This window comes from Pseudomonas sp. A-B-19, assembly GCF_019947515.1.
Classification (GTDB): Bacteria; Pseudomonadota; Gammaproteobacteria; order Pseudomonadales; family Pseudomonadaceae; genus Aquipseudomonas.
In genome coordinates this window covers 1-21,044 of the sequence record NZ_JAGYGN010000007.1, presented here as the reverse complement: position 1 = coordinate 21,044, position 21,044 = coordinate 1, and the positions used below count along the sequence as shown (strand labels likewise).

17 protein-coding genes, 4 tRNA genes and 2 rRNA genes are annotated in these 21,044 nt (G+C 55.6%); all 23 read right to left on the bottom strand.

Translation table 11 applies throughout. The annotated features are described in order from the left end of the window. A complete protein-coding gene (gene rplC, locus KGA81_RS09835) occupies positions 1-636 on the bottom strand; it encodes a 50S ribosomal protein L3 (RefSeq protein ID WP_003186059.1) in 636 nt (211 codons plus the stop codon). Between the two features lie 80 nt (positions 637-716). Further along, a complete protein-coding gene (rpsJ, locus tag KGA81_RS09830; protein ID WP_003186070.1) occupies positions 717-1,028 on the bottom strand; it encodes a 30S ribosomal protein S10 in 312 nt (103 codons plus the stop codon). Positions 1,029-1,186: 158 nt separating this feature from the next. Further along, complete coding sequence (tuf, locus tag KGA81_RS09825; RefSeq protein WP_008053875.1) at positions 1,187-2,380, bottom strand: elongation factor Tu; 1,194 nt, start codon at positions 2,378-2,380, stop codon at positions 1,187-1,189. Positions 2,381-2,410: 30 nt separating this feature from the next. After that, entirely contained in the window at positions 2,411-4,516 is a 2,106-nt protein-coding gene (gene fusA, locus KGA81_RS09820) for an elongation factor G (RefSeq protein ID WP_007994652.1), read from the bottom strand. Between the two features lie 30 nt (positions 4,517-4,546). Continuing rightward, a complete protein-coding gene (gene rpsG, locus KGA81_RS09815; protein WP_007994653.1) occupies positions 4,547-5,020 on the bottom strand; it encodes a 30S ribosomal protein S7 in 474 nt (157 codons plus the stop codon). Between the two features lie 108 nt (positions 5,021-5,128). Next, positions 5,129-5,500 carry a 30S ribosomal protein S12 gene (gene rpsL, locus KGA81_RS09810; RefSeq protein WP_003186084.1) on the bottom strand — a complete coding sequence of 124 codons (372 nt, stop codon included), beginning with the start codon at positions 5,498-5,500 and terminating at the stop codon, positions 5,129-5,131. A gap of 216 nt (positions 5,501-5,716) precedes the next feature. Next, on the bottom strand, positions 5,717-9,916 hold the full coding sequence (gene rpoC / locus KGA81_RS09805) for a DNA-directed RNA polymerase subunit beta' (protein ID WP_223545649.1): 4,200 nt from the start codon (positions 9,914-9,916) through the stop codon (positions 5,717-5,719). Between the two features lie 64 nt (positions 9,917-9,980). Next, positions 9,981-14,054: a DNA-directed RNA polymerase subunit beta gene (gene rpoB, locus KGA81_RS09800; protein ID WP_223545648.1), complete on the bottom strand. Its 4,074-nt coding sequence runs from the start codon at positions 14,052-14,054 to the stop codon at positions 9,981-9,983. A gap of 220 nt (positions 14,055-14,274) precedes the next feature. Beyond that, positions 14,275-14,640, bottom strand: coding sequence for a 50S ribosomal protein L7/L12 (gene rplL / locus KGA81_RS09795; protein WP_095945914.1), 366 nt, complete (start codon positions 14,638-14,640; stop codon positions 14,275-14,277). Between the two features lie 75 nt (positions 14,641-14,715). Continuing rightward, positions 14,716-15,216 carry a 50S ribosomal protein L10 gene (rplJ, locus tag KGA81_RS09790; RefSeq protein WP_007970413.1) on the bottom strand — a complete coding sequence of 167 codons (501 nt, stop codon included), beginning with the start codon at positions 15,214-15,216 and terminating at the stop codon, positions 14,716-14,718. Positions 15,217-15,414: 198 nt separating this feature from the next. Continuing rightward, positions 15,415-16,110 carry a 50S ribosomal protein L1 gene (gene rplA, locus KGA81_RS09785; protein ID WP_003186095.1) on the bottom strand — a complete coding sequence of 232 codons (696 nt, stop codon included), beginning with the start codon at positions 16,108-16,110 and terminating at the stop codon, positions 15,415-15,417. Then, complete coding sequence (rplK, locus tag KGA81_RS09780) at positions 16,110-16,541, bottom strand: 50S ribosomal protein L11 (RefSeq protein ID WP_007933726.1); 432 nt, start codon at positions 16,539-16,541, stop codon at positions 16,110-16,112. Before rplK ends, rplA begins: the two co-directional genes overlap by 1 nt. Positions 16,542-16,658: 117 nt before the next feature. After that, complete coding sequence (gene nusG, locus KGA81_RS09775; RefSeq protein ID WP_007984405.1) at positions 16,659-17,192, bottom strand: transcription termination/antitermination protein NusG; 534 nt, start codon at positions 17,190-17,192, stop codon at positions 16,659-16,661. 9 nt (positions 17,193-17,201) lie between these two features. Beyond that, positions 17,202-17,570 (bottom strand): preprotein translocase subunit SecE, encoded by a 369-nt coding sequence (secE, locus tag KGA81_RS09770; protein WP_007984402.1) that lies wholly within the window; start codon positions 17,568-17,570, stop codon positions 17,202-17,204. A 45-nt stretch (positions 17,571-17,615) separates the two neighbouring features. Continuing rightward, a tRNA-Trp gene (locus tag KGA81_RS09765) sits at positions 17,616-17,691 on the bottom strand. A gap of 174 nt (positions 17,692-17,865) precedes the next feature. Further along, a tRNA-Thr gene (locus tag KGA81_RS09760) sits at positions 17,866-17,941 on the bottom strand. A 26-nt stretch (positions 17,942-17,967) separates the two neighbouring features. Further along, positions 17,968-18,041: transfer RNA gene (locus tag KGA81_RS09755), tRNA-Gly, on the bottom strand. A 24-nt stretch (positions 18,042-18,065) separates the two neighbouring features. Continuing rightward, positions 18,066-18,150, bottom strand: a tRNA-Tyr gene (locus KGA81_RS09750). 142 nt (positions 18,151-18,292) lie between these two features. Beyond that, positions 18,293-18,733 (bottom strand): hypothetical protein, encoded by a 441-nt coding sequence (locus KGA81_RS09745; protein ID WP_223545647.1) that lies wholly within the window; start codon positions 18,731-18,733, stop codon positions 18,293-18,295. A 7-nt stretch (positions 18,734-18,740) separates the two neighbouring features. Beyond that, positions 18,741-19,490 (bottom strand): pantothenate kinase, encoded by a 750-nt coding sequence (locus KGA81_RS09740; RefSeq protein WP_223545646.1) that lies wholly within the window; start codon positions 19,488-19,490, stop codon positions 18,741-18,743. Further along, positions 19,480-20,439 carry a bifunctional biotin--[acetyl-CoA-carboxylase] ligase/biotin operon repressor BirA gene (birA, locus tag KGA81_RS09735; protein WP_223545645.1) on the bottom strand — a complete coding sequence of 320 codons (960 nt, stop codon included), beginning with the start codon at positions 20,437-20,439 and terminating at the stop codon, positions 19,480-19,482. The genes KGA81_RS09740 and birA overlap by 11 nt, the downstream gene beginning before the upstream one ends. A gap of 230 nt (positions 20,440-20,669) precedes the next feature. After that, positions 20,670-20,785, bottom strand: a 5S ribosomal RNA gene (gene rrf / locus KGA81_RS09730). Between the two features lie 153 nt (positions 20,786-20,938). After that, positions 20,939-21,044, bottom strand: a 23S ribosomal RNA gene (locus tag KGA81_RS09725); the annotation flags it as partial.

Sequence of the window (21,044 nt, the reverse complement as noted above, 5' to 3'; positions counted from 1 at the left end):
TTAACCGCGAGCCTTGGCTGCTGGACGTACAACCAAGTTGCCGCCAGTAGCGCCAGGAACAGCGCCCTTGACCAACAACAGATTGCGTTCAGCGTCCACGCGCACTACTTCGAGGGACTGCACGGTCACGCGCTCAGCGCCCATATGACCGGACATTTTTTTGCCCTTGAATACACGACCAGGAGTCTGGCACTGGCCGATAGAGCCTGGAACGCGGTGGGATACGGAGTTACCGTGGGTGTTATCTTGCCCGCGGAAATTCCAACGCTTGATCGTACCCTGGAAGCCTTTACCCTTGGACTGACCGGTTACATCAACCAGTTGACCAGCGGCGAAGATTTCAGCGTTGATCAGATCGCCGGCCTGGTACTCGCCTTCTTCAAGGCGGAATTCCATTACGGTACGACCAGCGGCAACGTTCGCTTTAGCGAAGTGGCCAGCCTGAGCTGCTGTTACACGCGAAGCACGACGCTCGCCGACAGTGACTTGCACTGCACGATAGCCATCGGTCTCTTCAGTTTTGAACTGGGTGACGCGATTCGGTTCGATCTCAATGACCGTGACCGGAATGGAGACACCTTCTTCGGTGAAAATACGGGTCATACCGCATTTACGACCGACTACACCAATAGTCATGTTGTAAACCTCATGAGTGTACGGGGCTTTCACCCGCTATGGCCGCCCATTTCAGAGCGTTACACGACTAAGACCGAGTCTTAGCCGAGGCTGATCTGCACTTCCACACCGGCCGCAAGATCAAGCTTCATAAGAGCATCAACGGTTTTATCCGTTGGCTGGACGATGTCCAGAACGCGCTTATGAGTACGGATCTCGTACTGGTCACGCGCGTCTTTATTGACGTGCGGGGAGACCAGAACGGTGAACCGCTCTTTACGGGTAGGCAGTGGAATTGGACCACGCACTTGAGCACCAGTACGTTTCGCGGTTTCCACGATTTCCTGGGTGGATTGGTCGATCAGGCGATGGTCGAAAGCCTTCAACCTGATACGGATTTGCTGATTTTGCATTGGATTTCAGACTCCGGCTGCTATTCCCACCGAGCGCAATACGCCCGTTAAAAGGAGGCGCAATTCTATAGACGCCCCAGATGGGTGTCAACTCAATAAAAAAGCCCCCGCTGAGCGGGGGCTTTTTCAAAGCATCGAAGCTATCTCAAAAGAGAAGCTTACTCGATGATTTTAGCTACGACGCCAGCGCCGACGGTACGACCGCCTTCACGGATAGCGAAGCGCAGACCATCTTCCATTGCGATGGTCTTGATCAGGGTAACTTCCATTTGGATGTTATCACCTGGCATTACCATTTCAACGCCTTCTGGCAGCTGGCAGTTACCAGTCACGTCAGTAGTACGGAAGTAGAACTGTGGACGGTAGCCTTTGAAGAACGGAGTGTGACGACCGCCTTCTTCCTTGCTCAGAACGTAAACTTCTGCGGTGAACTTGGTGTGCGGCTTAACCGAACCCGGCTTAACCAGAACCTGGCCACGCTCAACGTCGTCACGCTTGGTACCACGCAGCAGAACGCCGCAGTTCTCGCCAGCACGACCTTCGTCGAGCAGCTTGCGGAACATTTCAACACCGGTGCAGGTGGTGGTGGTGGTGTCGCGCAGACCAACGATTTCCAGCGCATCTTGAACGCGAACGATACCGCGCTCGATACGACCAGTCACAACAGTACCACGACCCGAGATCGAGAATACGTCTTCGATTGGCATCAGGAATGGCTTGTCGATAGCACGCTCTGGTTCTGGGATGTAGCTGTCCAGAGTCTCAACCAGTTTACGAACGGCAGTGGTGCCCATTTCGTTGTCGTCTTTGCCTTCCAGCGCCATACGAGCCGAACCGATGATGATTGGAGTGTCATCGCCCGGGAAGTCGTAGGTGGACAGCAGGTCGCGAACTTCCATCTCGACCAGTTCCAGCAGCTCAGCGTCGTCTACCAGGTCAGCCTTGTTCAGGAAAACCACGATGTACGGAACGCCTACCTGACGGGACAGCAGGATGTGCTCACGGGTTTGTGGCATCGGACCATCAGCGGCCGAGCAAACCAGGATCGCACCGTCCATCTGGGCAGCACCGGTGATCATGTTCTTCACATAGTCAGCGTGACCTGGGCAGTCAACGTGAGCGTAGTGACGGATCTTCGAGTTGTACTCGACGTGCGCGGTGTTGATGGTGATACCACGAGCTTTTTCTTCTGGAGCGCTGTCGATTTTATCGAAATCAACGATTGCAGAACCGAAAACTTCGGAGCAAACGCGAGTCAGAGCTGCGGTCAGAGTGGTTTTACCGTGGTCAACGTGACCGATGGTGCCAACGTTGACGTGCGGTAGGGAACGATCAAATTTTTCTTTAGCCACGACAATTAACTCCTTGCCTAAAGGACTGAATCAGCCTTGTTTTTTGGTTACAGTTTCGACGATGTGCGACGGAGCTGTATTGTATTTTTTGAATTCCATAGAGTAGCTTGCGCGACCCTGGGACATCGAACGAACGTCGGTCGCATAACCGAACATCTCGCCCAACGGAACTTCAGCACGGATCACCTTGCCGGAGACCGTGTCTTCCATACCCAGAATCATGCCGCGACGACGGTTAAGGTCGCCCATCACGTCACCCATATAGTCTTCAGGCGTAACAACCTCTACCGCCATGATCGGCTCGAGCAACTCACCACCACCCTTCTGGGCCAGTTGCTTGGTCGCCATGGAAGCAGCCACCTTAAACGCCATCTCGTTCGAGTCGACGTCGTGGTAAGAACCATCAAACACGGTAGCCTTCAGGCCGATCAGCGGATAGCCGGCAACAACGCCGTTCTTCATCTGCTCTTCGATACCCTTCTGGATAGCCGGGATGTATTCCTTAGGAACCACACCACCCACTACTTCGTTCACGAATTGCAGACCTTCCTGACCTTCGTCAGCAGGAGCAAAACGGATCCAGCAATGGCCGAACTGGCCACGACCGCCGGACTGACGAACGAACTTGCCTTCGATTTCGCAATTCTTCGTGATGCGCTCACGATACGAAACCTGAGGCTTACCGATGTTGGCTTCGACGTTGAACTCACGGCGCATCCGGTCAACCAGGATGTCCAGGTGCAACTCGCCCATGCCGGAGATGATCGTTTGACCAGTCTCTTCATCAGTCTTGACGCGGAAAGACGGGTCTTCCTGAGCAAGCTTGCCCAGAGCGATACCCATTTTTTCCTGGTCATCCTTGGTCTTGGGCTCAACGGCAACCGAAATAACCGGCTCCGGGAAGTCCATACGAACCAGGATGATTGGCTTGTCAGCGTTGCACAAGGTCTCACCAGTGGTGACGTCCTTCATGCCGATCAGGGCCGCGATGTCACCAGCGCGTACTTCCTTGATCTCTTCACGGGCGTTTGCGTGCATTTGCACCATACGACCCACACGCTCTTTCTTGCCTTTGACCGAGTTGATCACGCCGTCGCCGGAGGCCAACACGCCCGAGTAAACGCGGACGAAAGTCAAGGTACCCACGAATGGGTCGGTAGCGATCTTGAACGCCAGAGCCGAGAACGGCTCGTTGTCGTCTGCGTGACGCTCCATTTGCTTTTCCTCGTCATCAGGGTCGGTACCCTTGATGGCAGGAATGTCGGTTGGAGCCGGCAGGTAGTCGATAACGGCGTCGAGAACCAGGGGAACACCCTTGTTCTTGAAGGAAGAACCGCAAACAGCCAGAACGATCTCACCAGCGATAGTACGCTGACGCAGAGCACCCTTGATTTCCTCGATGGTGAGTTCTTCACCTTCAAGGTACTTGTTCATCAGCTCTTCGCTGGCTTCGGCCGCAGCCTCAACCATGTTGTTGCGCCACTCTTCAGCCAGTTCCTGCAGTTCAGCAGGGATAGCTTCACGACGAGGAGTCATACCCTTGTCGGCATCGTTCCAGTAAACCGCTTCCATGGTCATCAGATCGATCTGACCCTGGAAGTTGTCTTCGGAACCGATAGCCAACTGGATAGGCACCGGAGTGTGACCCAGACGCTGCTTGATCTGAGCGATCACGCGCAGGAAGTTCGCACCGGCACGGTCCATCTTGTTCACGTAAACGATACGTGGAACACCGTACTTGTTGGCTTGACGCCATACGGTTTCGGACTGAGGCTCAACGCCGGAAGTACCGCAGAACACAACGACCGCGCCGTCGAGTACACGCAGGGAACGCTCAACTTCAATAGTGAAGTCTACGTGGCCCGGGGTATCGATGACGTTGAAACGGTACTGGTCCTTGTGCTGCTTGGCGGAACCCTGCCAGAAGGCGGTAATGGCAGCAGAAGTAATGGTAATACCACGCTCCTGCTCCTGCACCATCCAGTCTGTGGTCGCGGCGCCGTCATGCACCTCGCCCATCTTGTGACTTTTGCCAGTGTAAAAAAGGACGCGCTCGGTGGTGGTGGTTTTACCAGCATCCACGTGTGCAACGATACCAATGTTACGGTAGCGATTAATCGGTGTTGTACGAGCCATAAAGCCCTCGCAAAATGAGTGACGCTAAAATTAGAAGCGGTAGTGCGAGAAAGCCTTGTTGGCTTCAGCCATACGGTGAACGTCTTCACGCTTCTTAACTGCAGCACCTTTACCTTCAGCGGCGTCCAACAGTTCGCCAGCCAAACGCAGAGCCATAGACTTCTCGCCGCGCTTGCGGGCGTAGTCTACCAACCAGCGCATTGCCAGAGCGTTACGACGGGAAGGACGAACCTCGACCGGAACCTGGTAAGTAGCACCACCAACGCGGCGCGACTTCACTTCGACCAGCGGAGCGATGGCGTCGAGTGCTTTTTCGAAGAGTTCCAGGGGATCGGTGCCGGCCTTACGAGCCTTCACGGTATCCAGGGCACCATAAACGATACGCTCGGCAACGGCTTTCTTGCCGCTTTCCATTACGTGGTTCATGAATTTGGCGAGGATTTGGCTTCCGTATTTCGGATCGTCCAGAATCTCACGCTTGGCTGCTACGCGACGTCTTGGCATTGATAAGCCCTCAAACGGTCTTCAGGTTAGCCCGGGACAGATCCTGTGGATACGTGCCCGACCTTACTCTTATCGACTCAATAAAATGAAAAACTGCAAAACGGCCGATTACTTCGGACGCTTGGTACCGTACTTCGAACGACCCTGGTTACGACCTTTAACGCCGGAAGTATCCAAAGAGCCGCGAACGGTGTGGTAACGAACACCTGGCAAGTCTTTTACACGACCGCCGCGGATCAGTACCACGCTGTGCTCTTGCAGGTTGTGGCCTTCACCGCCGATGTACGAGGAAACCTCGAAACCGTTGGTCAGGCGCACACGGCATACTTTACGCAGTGCCGAGTTAGGTTTTTTCGGCGTGGTGGTGTACACACGGGTGCACACGCCACGGCGTTGCGGGCAGTTCTGCAGCGCAGGCACGTCGGATTTCTCGACGATACGCTTACGCGGCTGACGTACCAGCTGGTTGATAGTTGCCATCTACTAGCTCCACTGTTGTCTTGCGACGCTATTGTCTTGCAAGAAAAGCAAAATGGCAGGAACGAGTTCCCGCCAAATTTAGGGGTACAAGAGTCTAAAGAGGATCTTGTCCCCAGTCAAGGCAAGGCCCCGCCCTCCCCGCTCATCCAATCTCGACAAATTGTCTCGATTCGATGAACGGAGTGACCAGGGCCTCACACTCATTTACCGCAGAACTCAGTTACCGCTCGAGTTCAGCGCTTCGGTCAGTGCAGCTTCCACTTCACTGGCGCTTACGCGCAACGGCTTGTCTGCATCACGGCGGCGCTTACGCTCGCTGTGATAAGCCAGGCCGGTACCCGCCGGGATCAGACGACCCACGACCACGTTTTCTTTCAGGCCGCGCAGGTAATCGCGCTTGCCGGTTACCGCCGCTTCGGTCAGTACGCGAGTGGTTTCCTGGAAGGAAGCCGCCGAGATGAACGATTCGGTGGACAACGACGCCTTGGTGATACCCAGCAGAACGCGAGTGAACTTGGAGACAAACTTGTCTTCGCCGCTCAGACGCTCGTTCTCTACCAGAACGTGAGTCAATTCCATCTGGTCGCCCTTGATGAAACTGGAATCGCCGGATTCAGCGATCTCAACTTTACGCAGCATCTGACGCAGGATGGTCTCGATGTGCTTGTCGTTGATCTTCACGCCTTGCAGACGGTAAACGTCCTGGATCTCGTTGACGATGTACTTGGCCAGCGCACTCACACCCAGCAGACGCAGGATGTCGTGTGGATCGCTCGGGCCGTCGGAGATAACTTCGCCGCGGTTTACCTGTTCGCCTTCGAACACGTTCAGGTGACGCCACTTCGGAATCAGCTCTTCGTACGGATCGCTACCGTCGTTCGGAGTGATAACCAGACGGCGCTTGCCCTTGGTCTCTTTACCGAACGCGATGGTGCCGCTGACTTCAGCCAGAATCGACGCTTCTTTCGGACGACGGGCTTCGAACAAGTCGGCAACACGCGGCAGACCACCGGTGATGTCGCGAGTTTTCGAAGTCTCTTGCGGGATACGAGCGATAACATCACCGATCGCGATCTTCGCACCATCCGCTACACCGACCAGGGCGTTGGCTGGCAGGAAGTACTGAGCGATAACGTCAGTGCCTGGCAGCAACAGATCCTTGCCGTTGTCGTCGACCATCTTCACGGCAGGACGGATGTCCTTACCGGCAGCCGGACGATCTTTGGCGTCGAGTACTTCAATGTTGGTCATACCGGTCAATTCGTCAGTCTGACGCTTGATCGTGATGCCTTCTTCCATGCCCACGTAGGTCACGGTACCTTTCATTTCGGTAACGATCGGGTGAGTGTGCGGATCCCACTTGGCCACGATGGCGCCAGCTTCGACCTTGTCACCTTCTTTAACCGAAATCACGGCACCGTACGGCAGCTTGTAACGCTCGCGCTCACGACCGAAGTCGTCAGCGATCGCCAGCTCACCGGAACGGGAAACGGCAACCAGGCAACCATCCACTCGCTCAACGTGCTTCAGGTTGTGCAGACGGACGGTACCGCCATTCTTCACCTGAACGCTGTCGGCTGCGGAGGTCCGGCTTGCCGCACCACCGATGTGGAACGTACGCATCGTCAGCTGGGTACCCGGCTCACCGATGGACTGGGCAGCGATAACGCCGACCGCTTCACCGATGTTCACCTGGTGACCACGAGCCAGATCGCGACCGTAGCACTTGGCGCAAATACCGAAGCGGGTTTCGCAGCTGATCGGCGAACGCACGATCACTTCGTCGATGCTGTTGAGCTCGATGAACTCGACCCACTTCTCGTCTACCAGGGTGCCGGCAGGAACGATGACGTCCTCGGTACCCGGCTTGAATACGTCACGGGCGATAACTCGACCCAATACGCGCTCACCCAACGGCTCTACAACGTCACCGCCTTCAATGTGCGGAGTCATCAGCAGACCGTGTTCGGTGCCGCAATCGATCTCGGTTACAACCAGATCCTGCGCCACGTCTACCAGACGACGAGTCAGGTAACCCGAGTTCGCCGTTTTCAACGCGGTATCCGCAAGACCTTTACGAGCACCGTGAGTGGAGATGAAGTACTGGAGTACGCTCAAACCTTCACGGAAGTTCGCAGTAATCGGCGTTTCAATGATGGAACCGTCCGGCTTGGCCATCAGGCCACGCATACCGGCCAGCTGACGAATCTGTGCTGCGGAACCCCGCGCACCCGAGTCGGCCATCATGTACATCGAGTTGAAGGACTCTTGGTCGACTTCGTCGCCGTGACGGTCGATGACTTTCTCTTTCGAGAGGTTGGCCATCATCGCCTTGGAAACTTCGTCGTTCGCCTTCGACCAAAGGTCGATCACTTTGTTGTACTTCTCGCCCTGGGTTACCAGGCCGGAGGCGTACTGACTTTCGATCTCTTTCACTTCATCAGTAGCAGCATTGATGATGCGGGCTTTTTCATCCGGGATAACGAAGTCGTTAACACCGATGGAAACGCCGGAAATGGTCGAATAAGCAAAACCGGTGTACATCAACTGGTCAGCGAAGATCACAGTCTCTTTCAAACCAACCACGCGATAGCACTGGTTGATCAGCTTGGAGATTGCCTTCTTCTTCATCGGCAGGTTGACGACGTCGTACGACAGACCCTTTGGCACAACCTGGAACAACAGCGCACGGCCGACAGTGGTGTCGACGATACGAGTGTTGCTCACGCTGCCGCCATCACGGTCATTGACGGTTTCGTTGATCCGGACTTTAACCTTGGCGTGCAGTGCGGCTTCGCCGGCACGGAACACACGGTCAACTTCCTGCAGATCCGCGAACACACGACCTTCGCCCTTGGCGTTGATCGCTTCACGCGTCATGTAGTACAGACCCAATACAACGTCCTGCGACGGAACGATGATTGGCTCACCGTTGGCTGGCGACAGAATGTTGTTGGTCGACATCATCAACGCACGCGCTTCGAGCTGGGCTTCCAGGGTCAGCGGTACGTGCACGGCCATTTGGTCGCCGTCGAAGTCGGCGTTGTACGCGGCGCAGACCAGAGGGTGCAGCTGGATAGCCTTACCTTCGATCAGTACCGGCTCAAACGCCTGGATACCCAGACGGTGAAGGGTCGGTGCACGGTTGAGAAGTACCGGGTGTTCGCGAATCACTTCAGCGAGAACGTCCCAAACCTCTGGCAACTCGCGCTCGACCATCTTCTTGGCAGCCTTGATGGTGGTAGCGAGACCACGCATCTCAAGCTTGCCGAAAATGAACGGCTTGAACAGCTCGAGAGCCATTTTCTTCGGCAGACCGCACTGGTGCAGACGCAGGGTCGGACCTACGGTAATTACCGAACGACCGGAGTAGTCAACGCGCTTACCGAGCAAGTTCTGACGGAAACGACCCTGCTTACCCTTGATCATGTCAGCCAGGGATTTCAGAGGACGCTTGTTGGAACCGGTAATAGCGCGGCCACGACGACCGTTGTCGAGCAGTGCGTCGACGGCTTCCTGCAACATACGCTTTTCGTTGCGCACGATGATGTCCGGAGCGGACAGATCCAGCAGGCGCTTCAAGCGGTTGTTACGGTTGATCACTCGACGATACAGATCGTTGAGGTCGGAAGTCGCGAAGCGACCGCCATCGAGCGGGACCAGTGGACGCAGATCTGGCGGCAGAACCGGCAGAACGGTCAGCACCATCCACTCTGGCAGGTTGCCGGAACCCTGGAAGGCTTCCATCAACTTCAGACGCTTGGACAGCTTCTTGATCTTGGTTTCGGAGTTGGTTTGCGGAATTTCTTCGCGCAGACGGCCAATCTCGTGCTCCAGGTCGATAGCGTGCAGCAGTTCGCGGACAGCTTCGGCACCCATGCGGGCATCGAAATCGTCGCCGAACTCTTCCAGCGCTTCGAAGTACTGCTCGTCGTTGAGCAACTGACCCTTTTCAAGGGTGGTCATGCCTGGATCGATAACGACGTAGCTCTCGAAGTAGAGAACGCGTTCGATATCACGCAGGGTCATGTCCATCAGCAAGCCGATACGGGACGGCAGCGATTTCAGGAACCAGATGTGGGCAACTGGCGAGGCCAGTTCGATGTGCGCCATGCGCTCACGACGAACTTTTGCCAGCGCGACTTCAACGCCGCACTTCTCGCAGATCACGCCACGGTGCTTCAAGCGCTTGTACTTACCGCACAGGCACTCGTAATCCTTTACCGGGCCAAAGATCTTGGCGCAGAACAGGCCGTCACGCTCTGGTTTGAACGTACGGTAGTTGATGGTTTCCGGCTTTTTAACTTCACCGAACGACCACGAACGGATCATCTCAGGCGATGCCAATCCGATACGGATGGCGTCGAACTCTTCGACTTGACCCTGGTTTTTCAGCAAATTCAGTAGGTCTTTCAAGGCCTTTCCTCCTGGCGGAGCAGAGAGCGGGCAATCCTGCCCCGCTCTCGATTCGCGTCACGTGTTATTCGGTTTCCAGATCGATATCGATGCCGAGGGAACGAATTTCCTTGATCAACACGTTGAAGGACTCGGGCATGCCCGGCTCCATACGGTGATCGCCATCCACGATGTTCTTGTACATCTTGGTACGGCCGTTCACATCGTCCGACTTCACTGTGAGCATTTCTTGCAGAGTGTAAGCGGCACCGTATGCTTCCAGTGCCCAGACCTCCATCTCCCCGAAACGCTGACCACCGAACTGCGCCTTACCACCCAGCGGCTGCTGGGTAACCAGGCTGTACGAACCGGTAGAACGAGCGTGCATCTTGTCGTCTACCAAGTGGTTCAGCTTCAGCATGTACATGTAGCCAACGGTAACCGGGCGCTCGAACTTGTTGCCGGTACGGCCGTCGGTCAGCTGCATCTGGCCGCTTTCTGGCAGGTCTGCCAGTTTCAGCATGGCCTTGATTTCGCTTTCCTTGGCGCCGTCGAACACTGGAGTGGCCATTGGAACGCCGCCACGCAGGTTTTGAGCCAGATCCAGGATTTCCTGGTCCGAGAAGTCATCGAGGCTTTCCTGACGACCGCCGATCTCGTTATAGATCTCGTGCAGGAACTTGCGCAGCTCGGCGACTTTACGTTGCTCTTCAATCATGCGGTTGATCTTCTCGCCCAGACCTTTGGCCGCGAGGCCCAGGTGGGTTTCAAGGATCTGACCGACGTTCATACGCGAAGGTACGCCCAACGGGTTGAGAACCACGTCTACCGGGGTGCCATTGGCATCGTGCGGCATGTCTTCAACCGGCATGATCACGGAGACCACACCCTTGTTACCGTGACGACCGGCCATCTTGTCGCCCGGCTGGATGCGACGACGGATTGCCAGGTAAACCTTGACGATTTTCAGCACGCCCGGAGCCAGGTCATCGCCCTGCTGCAGTTTGCGCTTCTTGTCTTCGAACTTGTCGTCCAGCAGACGGCGACGATCAATGATGTAGGCCTGAGCCTTCTCGAGCTGCTCGTTCAGAGCATCTTCAGCCATGCGCAGCTTGAACCACTGGCCGTGCTCAAGACCGTCGAGGACTTCGTCGGTGATGTCCTGGCCTTTCTTCAGACCGGCGCCGCCTTCGGCTTTGTGGCCGACCAGAGCGGAACGCAGACGTTCGAAAGTAGCACCTTCAACGATACGGAACTCTTCGTTCAGGTCCTTGCGGATCTCGTCCAGCTGGGACTTCTCGATCGACAGGGCACGAGCATCACGCTCAACGCCGTCGCGGGTGAAGACCTGTACGTCGATGACAGTACCCTTGGTACCGGTAGGTACACGCAGGGAGGTGTCTTTAACGTCGCTGGCTTTTTCACCGAAGATCGCACGCAGCAGTTTTTCTTCCGGAGTCAGCTGGGTCTCGCCTTTCGGAGTGACCTTACCGACCAGGATGTCGCCTGCGCCAACTTCAGCACCTACGTAAACGATACCGGCTTCGTCCAGTTTGTTCAGAGCCGCTTCACCCACGTTCGGGATGTCGGCAGTGATTTCCTCTGGGCCAAGCTTGGTGTCACGGGCCACACAGGTCAGTTCCTGAATGTGGATCGTGGTGAAGCGGTCTTCCTGAACAACACGCTCGGACAGGCAGATGGAGTCTTCGAAGTTGAAGCCGTTCCATGCCATGAACGCGATGCGCATGTTCTGACCCAGTGCCAGTTCACCCATGTCGGTGGACGGGCCGTCGGCCATGATGTCGCTACGCTGAACCCGATCACCCTTACGCACCAGCGGACGCTGGTTGATGCAGGTGTTCTGGTTGGAGCGGGTGTACTTGGTCAGGTTGTAGATGTCGACACCGGCTTCACCGGTTTCAACTTCGTCATCGGCAACACGAACCACGATACGGCTGGCGTCGACGGAGTCGATCACGCCGCCACGACGAGCCACGACGCAAACGCCGGAGTCACGGGCTACGTTACGCTCCATGCCGGTACCTACCAGCGGCTTGTCAGCACGCAGGGTTGGTACAGCTTGACGCTGCATGTTCGAACCCATCAACGCACGGTTGGCGTCGTCGTGCTCGAGGAACGGAATCAGCGACGCAGCAACCGAAACTACCTGCTTGGGCGATACGTCCATCAAGGTGACGTCTTCTGGCGCCTTGACGGTGAATTCGTTCAAGTGACGAACAGCTACCAGTTCGTCGATCAGGACTTTCTTGTCGTTCATCGTGGCCGAAGCCTGAGCGATCACATGATCGGCTTCTTCGATGGCGGACAGGAACACGATCTCGTCGGTGACCAGAGCGTCTTTCACCACGCGGTACGGGCTTTCCAGGAAGCCGTACTGGTTGGTGCGCGCATAGGCAGCCAGGGAGTTGATCAGACCGATGTTCGGACCTTCCGGCGTTTCGATCGGGCAAACACGACCGTAGTGCGTCGGGTGAACGTCTCGAACTTCAAAGCCGGCGCGCTCACGAGTCAGACCGCCAGGGCCGAGTGCAGAAACACGACGCTTGTGGGTGATCTCGGACAGCGGGTTGTTCTGGTCCATGAACTGGGACAGCTGGCTGGAACCGAAGAACTCTTTCACCGCCGCAGCCACTGGCTTGGCGTTGATCAGGTCTTGCGGCATCAGGCCTTCGCTTTCAGCCATCGACAGACGCTCTTTGACCGCACGCTCAACACGTACCAGGCCAACGCGGAACTGGTTCTCGGCCATTTCGCCTACGCAGCGAACACGACGGTTACCCAGGTGGTCGATGTCATCGACGATGCCTTTACCGTTACGGATGTCGACCAGGGTCTTCAGTACCGCGACGATGTCTTCCTTGCACAGCACGCCCGAACCTTCGATCTCGGTGCGACCGATACGACGGTTGAACTTCATCCGGCCGACCGCAGACAGGTCATAGCGCTCAGGACTGAAGAACAGGTTGTTGAACAGGGTCTCGGCAGCGTCTTTGGTTGGCGGCTCGCCAGGACGCATCATGCGATAGATCTCGACCAGCGCTTCCAGTTGGTTGCTGGTGGAATCGATCTTCAGAGTGTCGGAGACGAACGGACCGCAGTCGATATCGTTGGTGTACAGAGTTTCGATGCGAACGACCTGAGCCTTGGCAATTTTCGCCAGGATCTCGGTGTTCAGCTCGGTGTTGCACTCTGCCAGGATTTCGCCGGTTGCCGGATGCACGATGACCTTGGCGGTTGTGCGACCCAGGACGTAGTCCAGAGGCACATCCAGCTCTTTGATCCCGGCTTTTTCCAGCTGGTTGATGTGGCGAGCAGTGATACGACGACCTTGCTCGACAATAACCTTGCCTTTGTCATCCAGAATATCGAGGACAGCGATTTCACCGCGCAGGCGCTGAGGCACCAGTTCCAGGCTCAGGGTCTCGCCCTTCACGTGGAATACGTTGGTGGTGTAGAACGCGTCCAGCACTTCTTCAGTGGTATAGCCCAGCGCGCGCAGCAGTACCGAGGCAGGCAGCTTGCGACGACGGTCGATACGCACGAATACGCAGTCTTTCGGGTCGAACTCGAAGTCCAGCCACGAGCCGCGGTAAGGAATGATGCGCGCGGAGTACAGCAGCTTACCGGAGCTGTGCGTCTTGCCACGGTCGTGGTCGAAGAACACGCCCGGGGAACGGTGCAGCTGGGAAACGATTACACGCTCGGTACCGTTGATTACGAAGGTACCGTTTTCAGTCATCAGGGGGATTTCACCCATGTAGACTTCTTGCTCTTTGATGTCCTTGATCGCTTTGTTCGACGATTCTTTGTCGAAAATGATCAGGCGCACTTTTACCCGCAAAGGTACGGCGTAAGTTACACCGCGCAATACGCATTCTTTGACATCAAATGCCGGTTCGCCCAGGCGATAACCGACGTACTCCAGCGCAGCATTGCCGGAGTAGCTGATGATCGGGAAAACGGATTTGAAGGCCGCATGCAGGCCCACGTCGCGGAACTGATCTTTAGTCGCTCCCGCCTGCAAGAATTCACGATACGAATCCAGCTGGATTGCCAGGAGATACGGCACATCCATGACGTCCGGCAACTTGCTAAAGTCCTTGCGGATACGTTTTTTCTCAGTATATGAGTAAGCCATCAGCGTTCCCCAGCTTGGTCACCTGCTTGTTTGGCCCCTCCCGACGGGAGCAGCCAGAAAATCGTGCAAACCCCATGGTTTGCGCCACCGCATCGGGTGGTTACAGCACGTTATCGGCACCGACCGAGTCGGCTGCCAGTAACGGAAAAAGGCCGGTGGCAAGAGCCACCAGCCATCAGCCTGTCGCTTAACGCTCGGGCTGGAGGAGCAAAGTCGATGCTTACTTCAGCTCGACTTTAGCGCCTGCTTCTTCCAGAACTGCTTTGGCTTTGTCAGCTGCTTCTTTGGCAACAGCTTCCAGAACCATGGCAGGTGCGCCGTCAACTACAGCCTTGGCTTCTTTCAGGCCCAGACCGGTCAGTTCACGTACAGCCTTGATCACGTTAACTTTCTTCTCGCCAGCTTCGGTCAGCATGACGTTGAATTCGGTTTGCTCTTCAACAACAGCGGCAGCAGCGGCAGGACCTGCCGATGCAGCAGCAGCGGTAACACCGAATTTTTCTTCGAAAGCTTTGATCAGTTCAACAACTTCCATTACGGACATGTTGCCAACGGCTTCAAGGATATCGTTCTGAGAGATAGACATGAATCTAATTCCTGATATTGGGGACGGCCTACGCGACCATCGAAAAAAACAAAAAACGCGAGAAGTTGACGAGCCTTAGGCTGCAGCAGCTTCTTTCTGGTCGCGAATTGCCGCCAGAGTACGAGCCAATTTGCTGGTAGCGCCTTGAATCACGCTCATCAGCTGAGAAATTGCTTCGTCACGGGTCGGCAGAGTTGCCAGTACGTCGATTTGGTTAGCTGCGAGGAACTTGCCCTCGAACGCAGCTGCCTTGATCTCGAACTTGTCCTGACCCTTTGCGAATTCCTTGAAGATCCGGGCAGCAGCGCCTGGATGTTCTTTGGAGAACGCAATCAGGGTAGGGCCGGTGAACACGTCGTTGAGGACACTGAATTCAGTGTCGGCAACAGCGCGCTTGAGCAGGGTGTTACGTACAACACGTACGTAAACGCCAGCTTCACGAGCCTCTTTACGGAGTCCGGTCATCGCGCCTACTGTTACGCCACGGGCATCAGCCACGACAGCGGACAGAGCGACTTTGGCAGCCTCGTTGACTTCAGCGACGATGGCCTTCTTGTCTTCGAGTTTAATTGCCACGGGTTTAACTCCTGCTTGTTACCGTTTCATCTGGTCGAAACCGGATGTCGTTTTGGTGTCTGATTCGGTAAGGAACCGGGAGCACCATCTGCGTAGGCTTGTGGTTTAAGACTTGCGTCGCCTACGGTCTTGGATAGCCCCCGCCAGGCAGGGACCCCAATTTTTCAATTGGCGCAATTACTTGCGCCAATCTGTGTCTTACGCGTCGAGCGAGCTTTGGTCGATGACCAGACCTGGGCCCATAGTGGTGCTCAGGGTAACGCGCTTGACGTAAATGCCTTTCGAGGAAGCTGGCTTGATACGCTTCAGATCAGCGATCAGGGCTTCAACGTTTTCCTTCAGCTTGACGGCGTCGAAGCCGATCTTGCCAACGGAAGTGTGGATGATGCCGTTTTTGTCGGTGCGATAACGAACCTGACCAGCCTTCGCGTTTTTAACCGCGGTAGCTACGTCTGGAGTTACGGTGCCGACTTTAGGGTTAGGCATCAGGCCGCGTGGACCGAGGATCTGACCCAACTGACCCACAACGCGCATGGCATCCGGGGATGCGATCACTACGTCATAGTTCAGGTCGCCGCCTTTCATTTCGGCAGCCAGGTCGTCCATGCCTACGCGGTCAGCGCCGGCAGCCAGAGCGGCTTCAGCAGCTGGACCCTGGGTGAACACAGCAACGCGAACGGTCTTGCCAGTGCCGTGTGGCAGCACAGTAGCGCTACGAACGACCTGGTCGGATTTACGCGGGTCAACACCCAGGTTTACAGCTACGTCGAACGACTCGCTGAACTTGACAGTCGACAGCTCGGCCAGCAGGGCAGCAGCGTCTACAAAGTTGTAGGCCTTGCCTGCTTCGATTTTGCCGGCGATAGCCTTTTGACGCTTGGTCAGCTTAGCCATTACACACCCTCCACGTTAAGGCCCATGCTACGAGCAGAACCGGCGATGGTACGCACGGCTGCTTCCATATCAGCTGCAGTCAGATCCGCGTTTTTGGTTTTCGCGATTTCTTCCAGCTGAGCACGAGTCACGGTGCCAACCTTAACGGTGTTCGGACGAGCGGAACCGCTGGTCAGACCGGCCGCCTTCTTCAGCAGAACCGAAGCAGGGGTGGATTTGGTTTCGAAAGTGAAGCTACGGTCGCTGTAGACAGTGATGATCACTGGAGTCGGCAGACCTGGCTCAAGACCCTGAGTACGGGCGTTGAAAGCCTTGCAGAACTCCATGATGTTCACGCCGTGCTGACCCAGAGCAGGACCAACAGGTGGGCTTGGGTTAGCCTGAGCGGCTTTCACTTGCAGCTTGATGTAAGCGGTAATCTTCTTGGCCATGAGGCACTCCAATTACGGGTTCGAACGCCTCGAAAGGCTCCCCGGTTACTTGCGCGTTTATCCCAGTGACGACAAAACCCCACAGCCTAGGGCTGCGGGGTTGGGATTTTTGTTCAACTAGACCTTTTCGACCTGGCTGAACTCGAGCTCCACCGGAGTAGAGCGACCGAAAATGAGCACTGCGACCTGGATCCGGCTCTTTTCGTAGTTAACTTCTTCAACAACACCGGTAAAGTCCGCAAACGGGCCGTCGTTGACACGCACCGACTCGCCCGGTTCGAACAACGTCTTCGGCTTCGGCTTGTCGCTGCCATCGGCAACGCGGCGCAGAATCGCTTCTGCTTCTTTATCGGTGATTGGCGCAGGCTTATCGGCAGTACCGCCAATGAAACCCATCACCCGAGGAGTATCCTTGACCAAGTGCCAGGTACCCTCGTTCATATCCATCTGCACCAGCACATAGCCAGGGAAGAATTTGCGTTCGCTTTTGCGCTTCTGGCCATTGCGCATTTCAACCACTTCTTCAGTGGGAACCAGAATCTCGCCGAAGCCATCTTCCATACCGGCCAGCTTTACGCGCTCGATCAGCGAGCGCATTACATGCTTCTCGTAACCGGAGTAAGCATGCACAACATACCAACGCTTAGCCACGGGACACCCTTAGCCGACGATCAAGGAAACAAGCCAGCCGAGCAGGGAATCAAGCCCCCACAACAGCAACGCCATAACCAGGACAACAGCCACAACGATCAACGTGGTCTGCGTGGTTTCTTGGCGAGTTGGCCAAACGACTTTACGAATCTCGGTGCGCGCTTCCTTAACCAGTACAAAGAAAGACTTGCCCTTGACTGTCTGCAGGCCTACAAAGGCAGCTACAGCAGCAATAGCAAGCAATGCGAGTACACGGTACAGGATCGGCGAAGCAGAAAAGTACTGATTGCCAACAACGCCAACAACCACCAGAGCGACTACTACAAGCCACTTGAGGAGGTCGAAACGAGAGCCTTGAGCTTCAGCTTTAGGAGTCATCTATGAAGATCCTGTGAAAAGAAAGCCAGACACACCGAGTGAATCTGGCAGGTCAGGAGGGAATCGAACCCCCAACCTACGGTTTTGGAGACCGTCGCTCTGCCAATTGAGCTACTGACCTAAAACAAAATCAGGCCGACCATTATGCCGACCCGAAAAAGACTTTACAACACTTACCAGGCAATCCTGGTTGCAACACCGACATCCATGACACCGGCAACCTTCAGAAACACAATCAGGCGCAACCACTACCACCTAAAACAAAGGCAGATATTTTCATATCTGCCTTGTTATATGGAGCTCTTGAGCGGATTTGAACCGCTGACCTCACCCTTACCAAGGGTGTGCTCTACCAACTGAGCTACAAGAGCGTAACACTGTGCAAAACCTGTAAACGTGGAGCGGGTAGCGGGAATCGAACCCGCATCATCAGCTTGGAAGGCTGAGGTTCTACCACTAAACTATACCCGCGAGGCTTACAGCTCTCGCTAAAAATGGTGGAGGGGGAAGGATTCGAACCTTCGAAGTCGTAGACGTCAGATTTACAGTCTGATCCCTTTGGCCGCTCGGGAACCCCTCCTAAGCGAGCCGGCATTCTACATCATGCCAGCCTTCTGTCAAGCATTTTCTCAATAAAATCTTGAGGTTAGCTGCGTTGACCTCGCTTCACATCGCTTACCGTTTCCGGTGTTCGCTGTGGAGCGGGCGCCATTCTATGCAAACTATTCAGTGGGCGCAACCCCTTCGCACGGCATTATTTTATGTTTTAACTCATTGAATTCTTTAGAAAGGTTTTGCAACTGCAAATCGTCCAGCCAACGCCGGCTTTCCGGTGCGATACGCACCCAATACCCCGCCCCTTCTGTCGCAGCTTTCGGCAGGGACTGATATTTGACCTCCATACCGCTCAAACGACGCTCAACCGCCTGTGCGGCCTCTTGGCGCGTATAGCCGCCCAGATAAAGGCAACCATTGTCTGTCGAGACAGCCTTACCCTTGTCCCTGGATACGTCGCTTGCTTCACTCAACAAGCGGATATCTTGTTGAGACCCGCGATACAGGCTCAAAGGCGTGACATCCTTCGCGCGCAGAGGAGCCTCTTGTTGATGCCAGATGTAGTAGAAGCCATTGAGGACAAGCAGCAGCAGAAACAACCAACGCATAGAAACCTCAGGACAAGGGACAGGCCATGGCCAATCCGACAAACACCAAGTCCGGAACAACCCTGGCCTGAGGCACGACCTCAGCAACCAGGCTCGCATCTCCCCCGGTGAGAAACACGGCAAAGTCCTCACCCCAGTAGGTGCGCGCCAACTCGAGCTGAGTCAATACGAAGCCGCGCAACATCAACAAACAGCCACGCTCTACAGCCTCAACTGTCGCCCGACCCGGAACGAGATTCTCCAGAGCCTGCTCAGCCGCGAGGTCCCCATAACGAATTTTGCGAGTATGGGTGCGCAATTGGTTGCGCATCAACGGCATCCCCGGACAGATGAAACCACCCAGGTGCTCTCCATCCGCAGCGATAAAGTCAGCAGTCACGGCCGTACCGAAGTCGAGCACCAGGCACGCACCTGAGGCCAGATGAAAGCCTCCAAGCATTGCCAGCCACCGATCCAGACCCAGCCGCTCAAACTCCTCATACCCATTGCGCACACCAGACATTTCGCGCGCAGGCGACGCGCATACAACCGGCACATCAAAGGCATCCCTCAGCAAAGACGTCAGCGCAGCGGTTTCCTCCGTGGTCCTGACGCTCACCAGCCGGCAAAACGTAAGGGCAAGTCCTTTGAGCCCCCCCAACCCCTCAAGCAACGCGAGACTGGAATCGACGACCCCCTCACCAAGCACCTGTCCGGCATTATCGGCAAGCACGCGCCACTTGATGAAACTATTCCCACAATCGAGCTCAAGAATCATCACGCAACCTCAGGCTCAATTCACCACCACTGAAGACTTTCTCCACACCATCCACCTTCAGGCGCAAGGCGCCTTGGCCATCAATACCAAGCACCTCACCATCAACTTTATTAACACCGGCAATCAACGACACGTTTCGCCCTTGCCACAGGTGATTCTGCTCCCACTCTGACTGGATGGCCAAAAATCCACCCGCCTGGTGACGAGCCAGGTATCGCTGCAGCATCTCCCCCAGCGCCGCAACCAATTGGTTGCGATCAAACAATTTACCTGACTCGAGCCGCATGGATGTCCATTGCTGGTCCACCTCGTCAGCGGACTGCATGTTGACATTGATTCCCACCCCCAGAACCACGTGACACACATCAGCAGGATCACCAACCAATTCGAGCAGTATTCCCGCGATCTTTTTCTGACCTACAAGGACATCGTTAGGCCATTTCAATCCAGCGGCTGCAATACCGAGCTCACGCAATGTCTGCAAGACAGCAAGCCCAACGACGAGACTCAAGCCCTCCAGCTGACGCATCCCACCATCAATACGTAGCACCAGGCTGTAATAGACGTTTTCCGCGAATGGACTGACCCACTTGCGACCACGTCGCCCGCGTCCGGCTGTCTGCCGCTCCGAAAGCACCACAAAGGGCGCCGCTTGCCCACGCTCAATAGCACGCAGCGCTTCGGCATTAGTGGAGTCGATTGAGTCGTAAACCTGGACGGGCCAGGCGCAAGAGTGCGCCTGAGCGCTTATCTCGGCAGGATCGAGCAGCGCCAATGGCGCGGACAATTGATAGCCGCGCCCACGAACCTTATGAATAGACAAACCCAGCTCAGCCTCCAAATGCTGAAGCTGCTTCCACACAGCACTACGGCTGATGCCCAGGGCAGCACCCAATGCTTGCCCCGAATGGAATCGGCCATCTTTAAGAAGCTCTAACAACGTCAGCATGCAGGTCTCGCCTCACAATGAGGCCCGCATGATAGCTACGCACCGAGCTATTGCATAGAAATCCAAAGCGAGCCTGCTCCGGCGGCGTGCCGACGAGGGTCGTCAACGCTGACGCTGGCTGCCTGGGGCCGCGCGGAGCCCTGGCGTTCTTCGCGAGCGAGCTCGCTCCTACAGGAACCGGAAAAACAAAACCCCTACCTGCATGCGCAGATAGGGGTTTTGGAATTTAATCTTGACGATGACCTACTCTCACATGGGGAAACCCCACACTACCATCGGCGATGCATCGTTTCACTGCTGAGTTCGGGATGGGATCAGGTGGTTCCAATGCTCTATGGTCGTCAAGAAATTCGGGTACCGAAGCGTCTTTCGACGGTTCAGCAAATTGGGTATGTGACAGCTTTCGGTGTTTTGTGAACGTCGAACTTTCGGTTCATTGCGTCTTCACACACCGCAATCTGATGCTTCTTTCGAAGTAGGCAGATTGCTTGGGTGTTATATGGTCAAGCCTCACGGGCAATTAGTATTGGTTAGCTCAACGCCTCACAGCGCTTACACACCCAACCTATCAACGTCGTAGTCTTCGACGGCCCTTCAGGGGACTC

Coding starts and splice junctions, on each gene's coding strand:
- rplC (WP_003186059.1), bottom strand. CDS start 636: ATGACTATTGGTGTAGTCGGTCGTAAATGCGGTATGACCCGTATTTTC.
- rpsJ (WP_003186070.1), bottom strand. CDS start 1,028: ATGCAAAATCAGCAAATCCGTATCAGGTTGAAGGCTTTCGACCATCGC.
- fusA (WP_007994652.1), bottom strand. CDS start 4,516: ATGGCTCGTACAACACCGATTAATCGCTACCGTAACATTGGTATCGTT.
- rpsG (WP_007994653.1), bottom strand. CDS start 5,020: ATGCCAAGACGTCGCGTAGCAGCCAAGCGTGAGATTCTGGACGATCCG.
- rpsL (WP_003186084.1), bottom strand. CDS start 5,500: ATGGCAACTATCAACCAGCTGGTACGTCAGCCGCGTAAGCGTATCGTC.
- rpoB (WP_223545648.1), bottom strand. CDS start 14,054: ATGGCTTACTCATATACTGAGAAAAAACGTATCCGCAAGGACTTTAGC.
- rplL (WP_095945914.1), bottom strand. CDS start 14,640: ATGTCTATCTCTCAGAACGATATCCTTGAAGCCGTTGGCAACATGTCC.
- rplA (WP_003186095.1), bottom strand. CDS start 16,110: ATGGCTAAGCTGACCAAGCGTCAAAAGGCTATCGCCGGCAAAATCGAA.
- rplK (WP_007933726.1), bottom strand. CDS start 16,541: ATGGCCAAGAAGATTACCGCTTACATCAAGCTGCAAGTGAAAGCCGCT.
- secE (WP_007984402.1), bottom strand. CDS start 17,570: ATGACTCCTAAAGCTGAAGCTCAAGGCTCTCGTTTCGACCTCCTCAAG.
- KGA81_RS09745 (WP_223545647.1), bottom strand. CDS start 18,733: ATGCGTTGGTTGTTTCTGCTGCTGCTTGTCCTCAATGGCTTCTACTAC.
- KGA81_RS09740 (WP_223545646.1), bottom strand. CDS start 19,490: ATGATTCTTGAGCTCGATTGTGGGAATAGTTTCATCAAGTGGCGCGTG.
- birA (WP_223545645.1), bottom strand. CDS start 20,439: ATGCTGACGTTGTTAGAGCTTCTTAAAGATGGCCGATTCCATTCGGGG.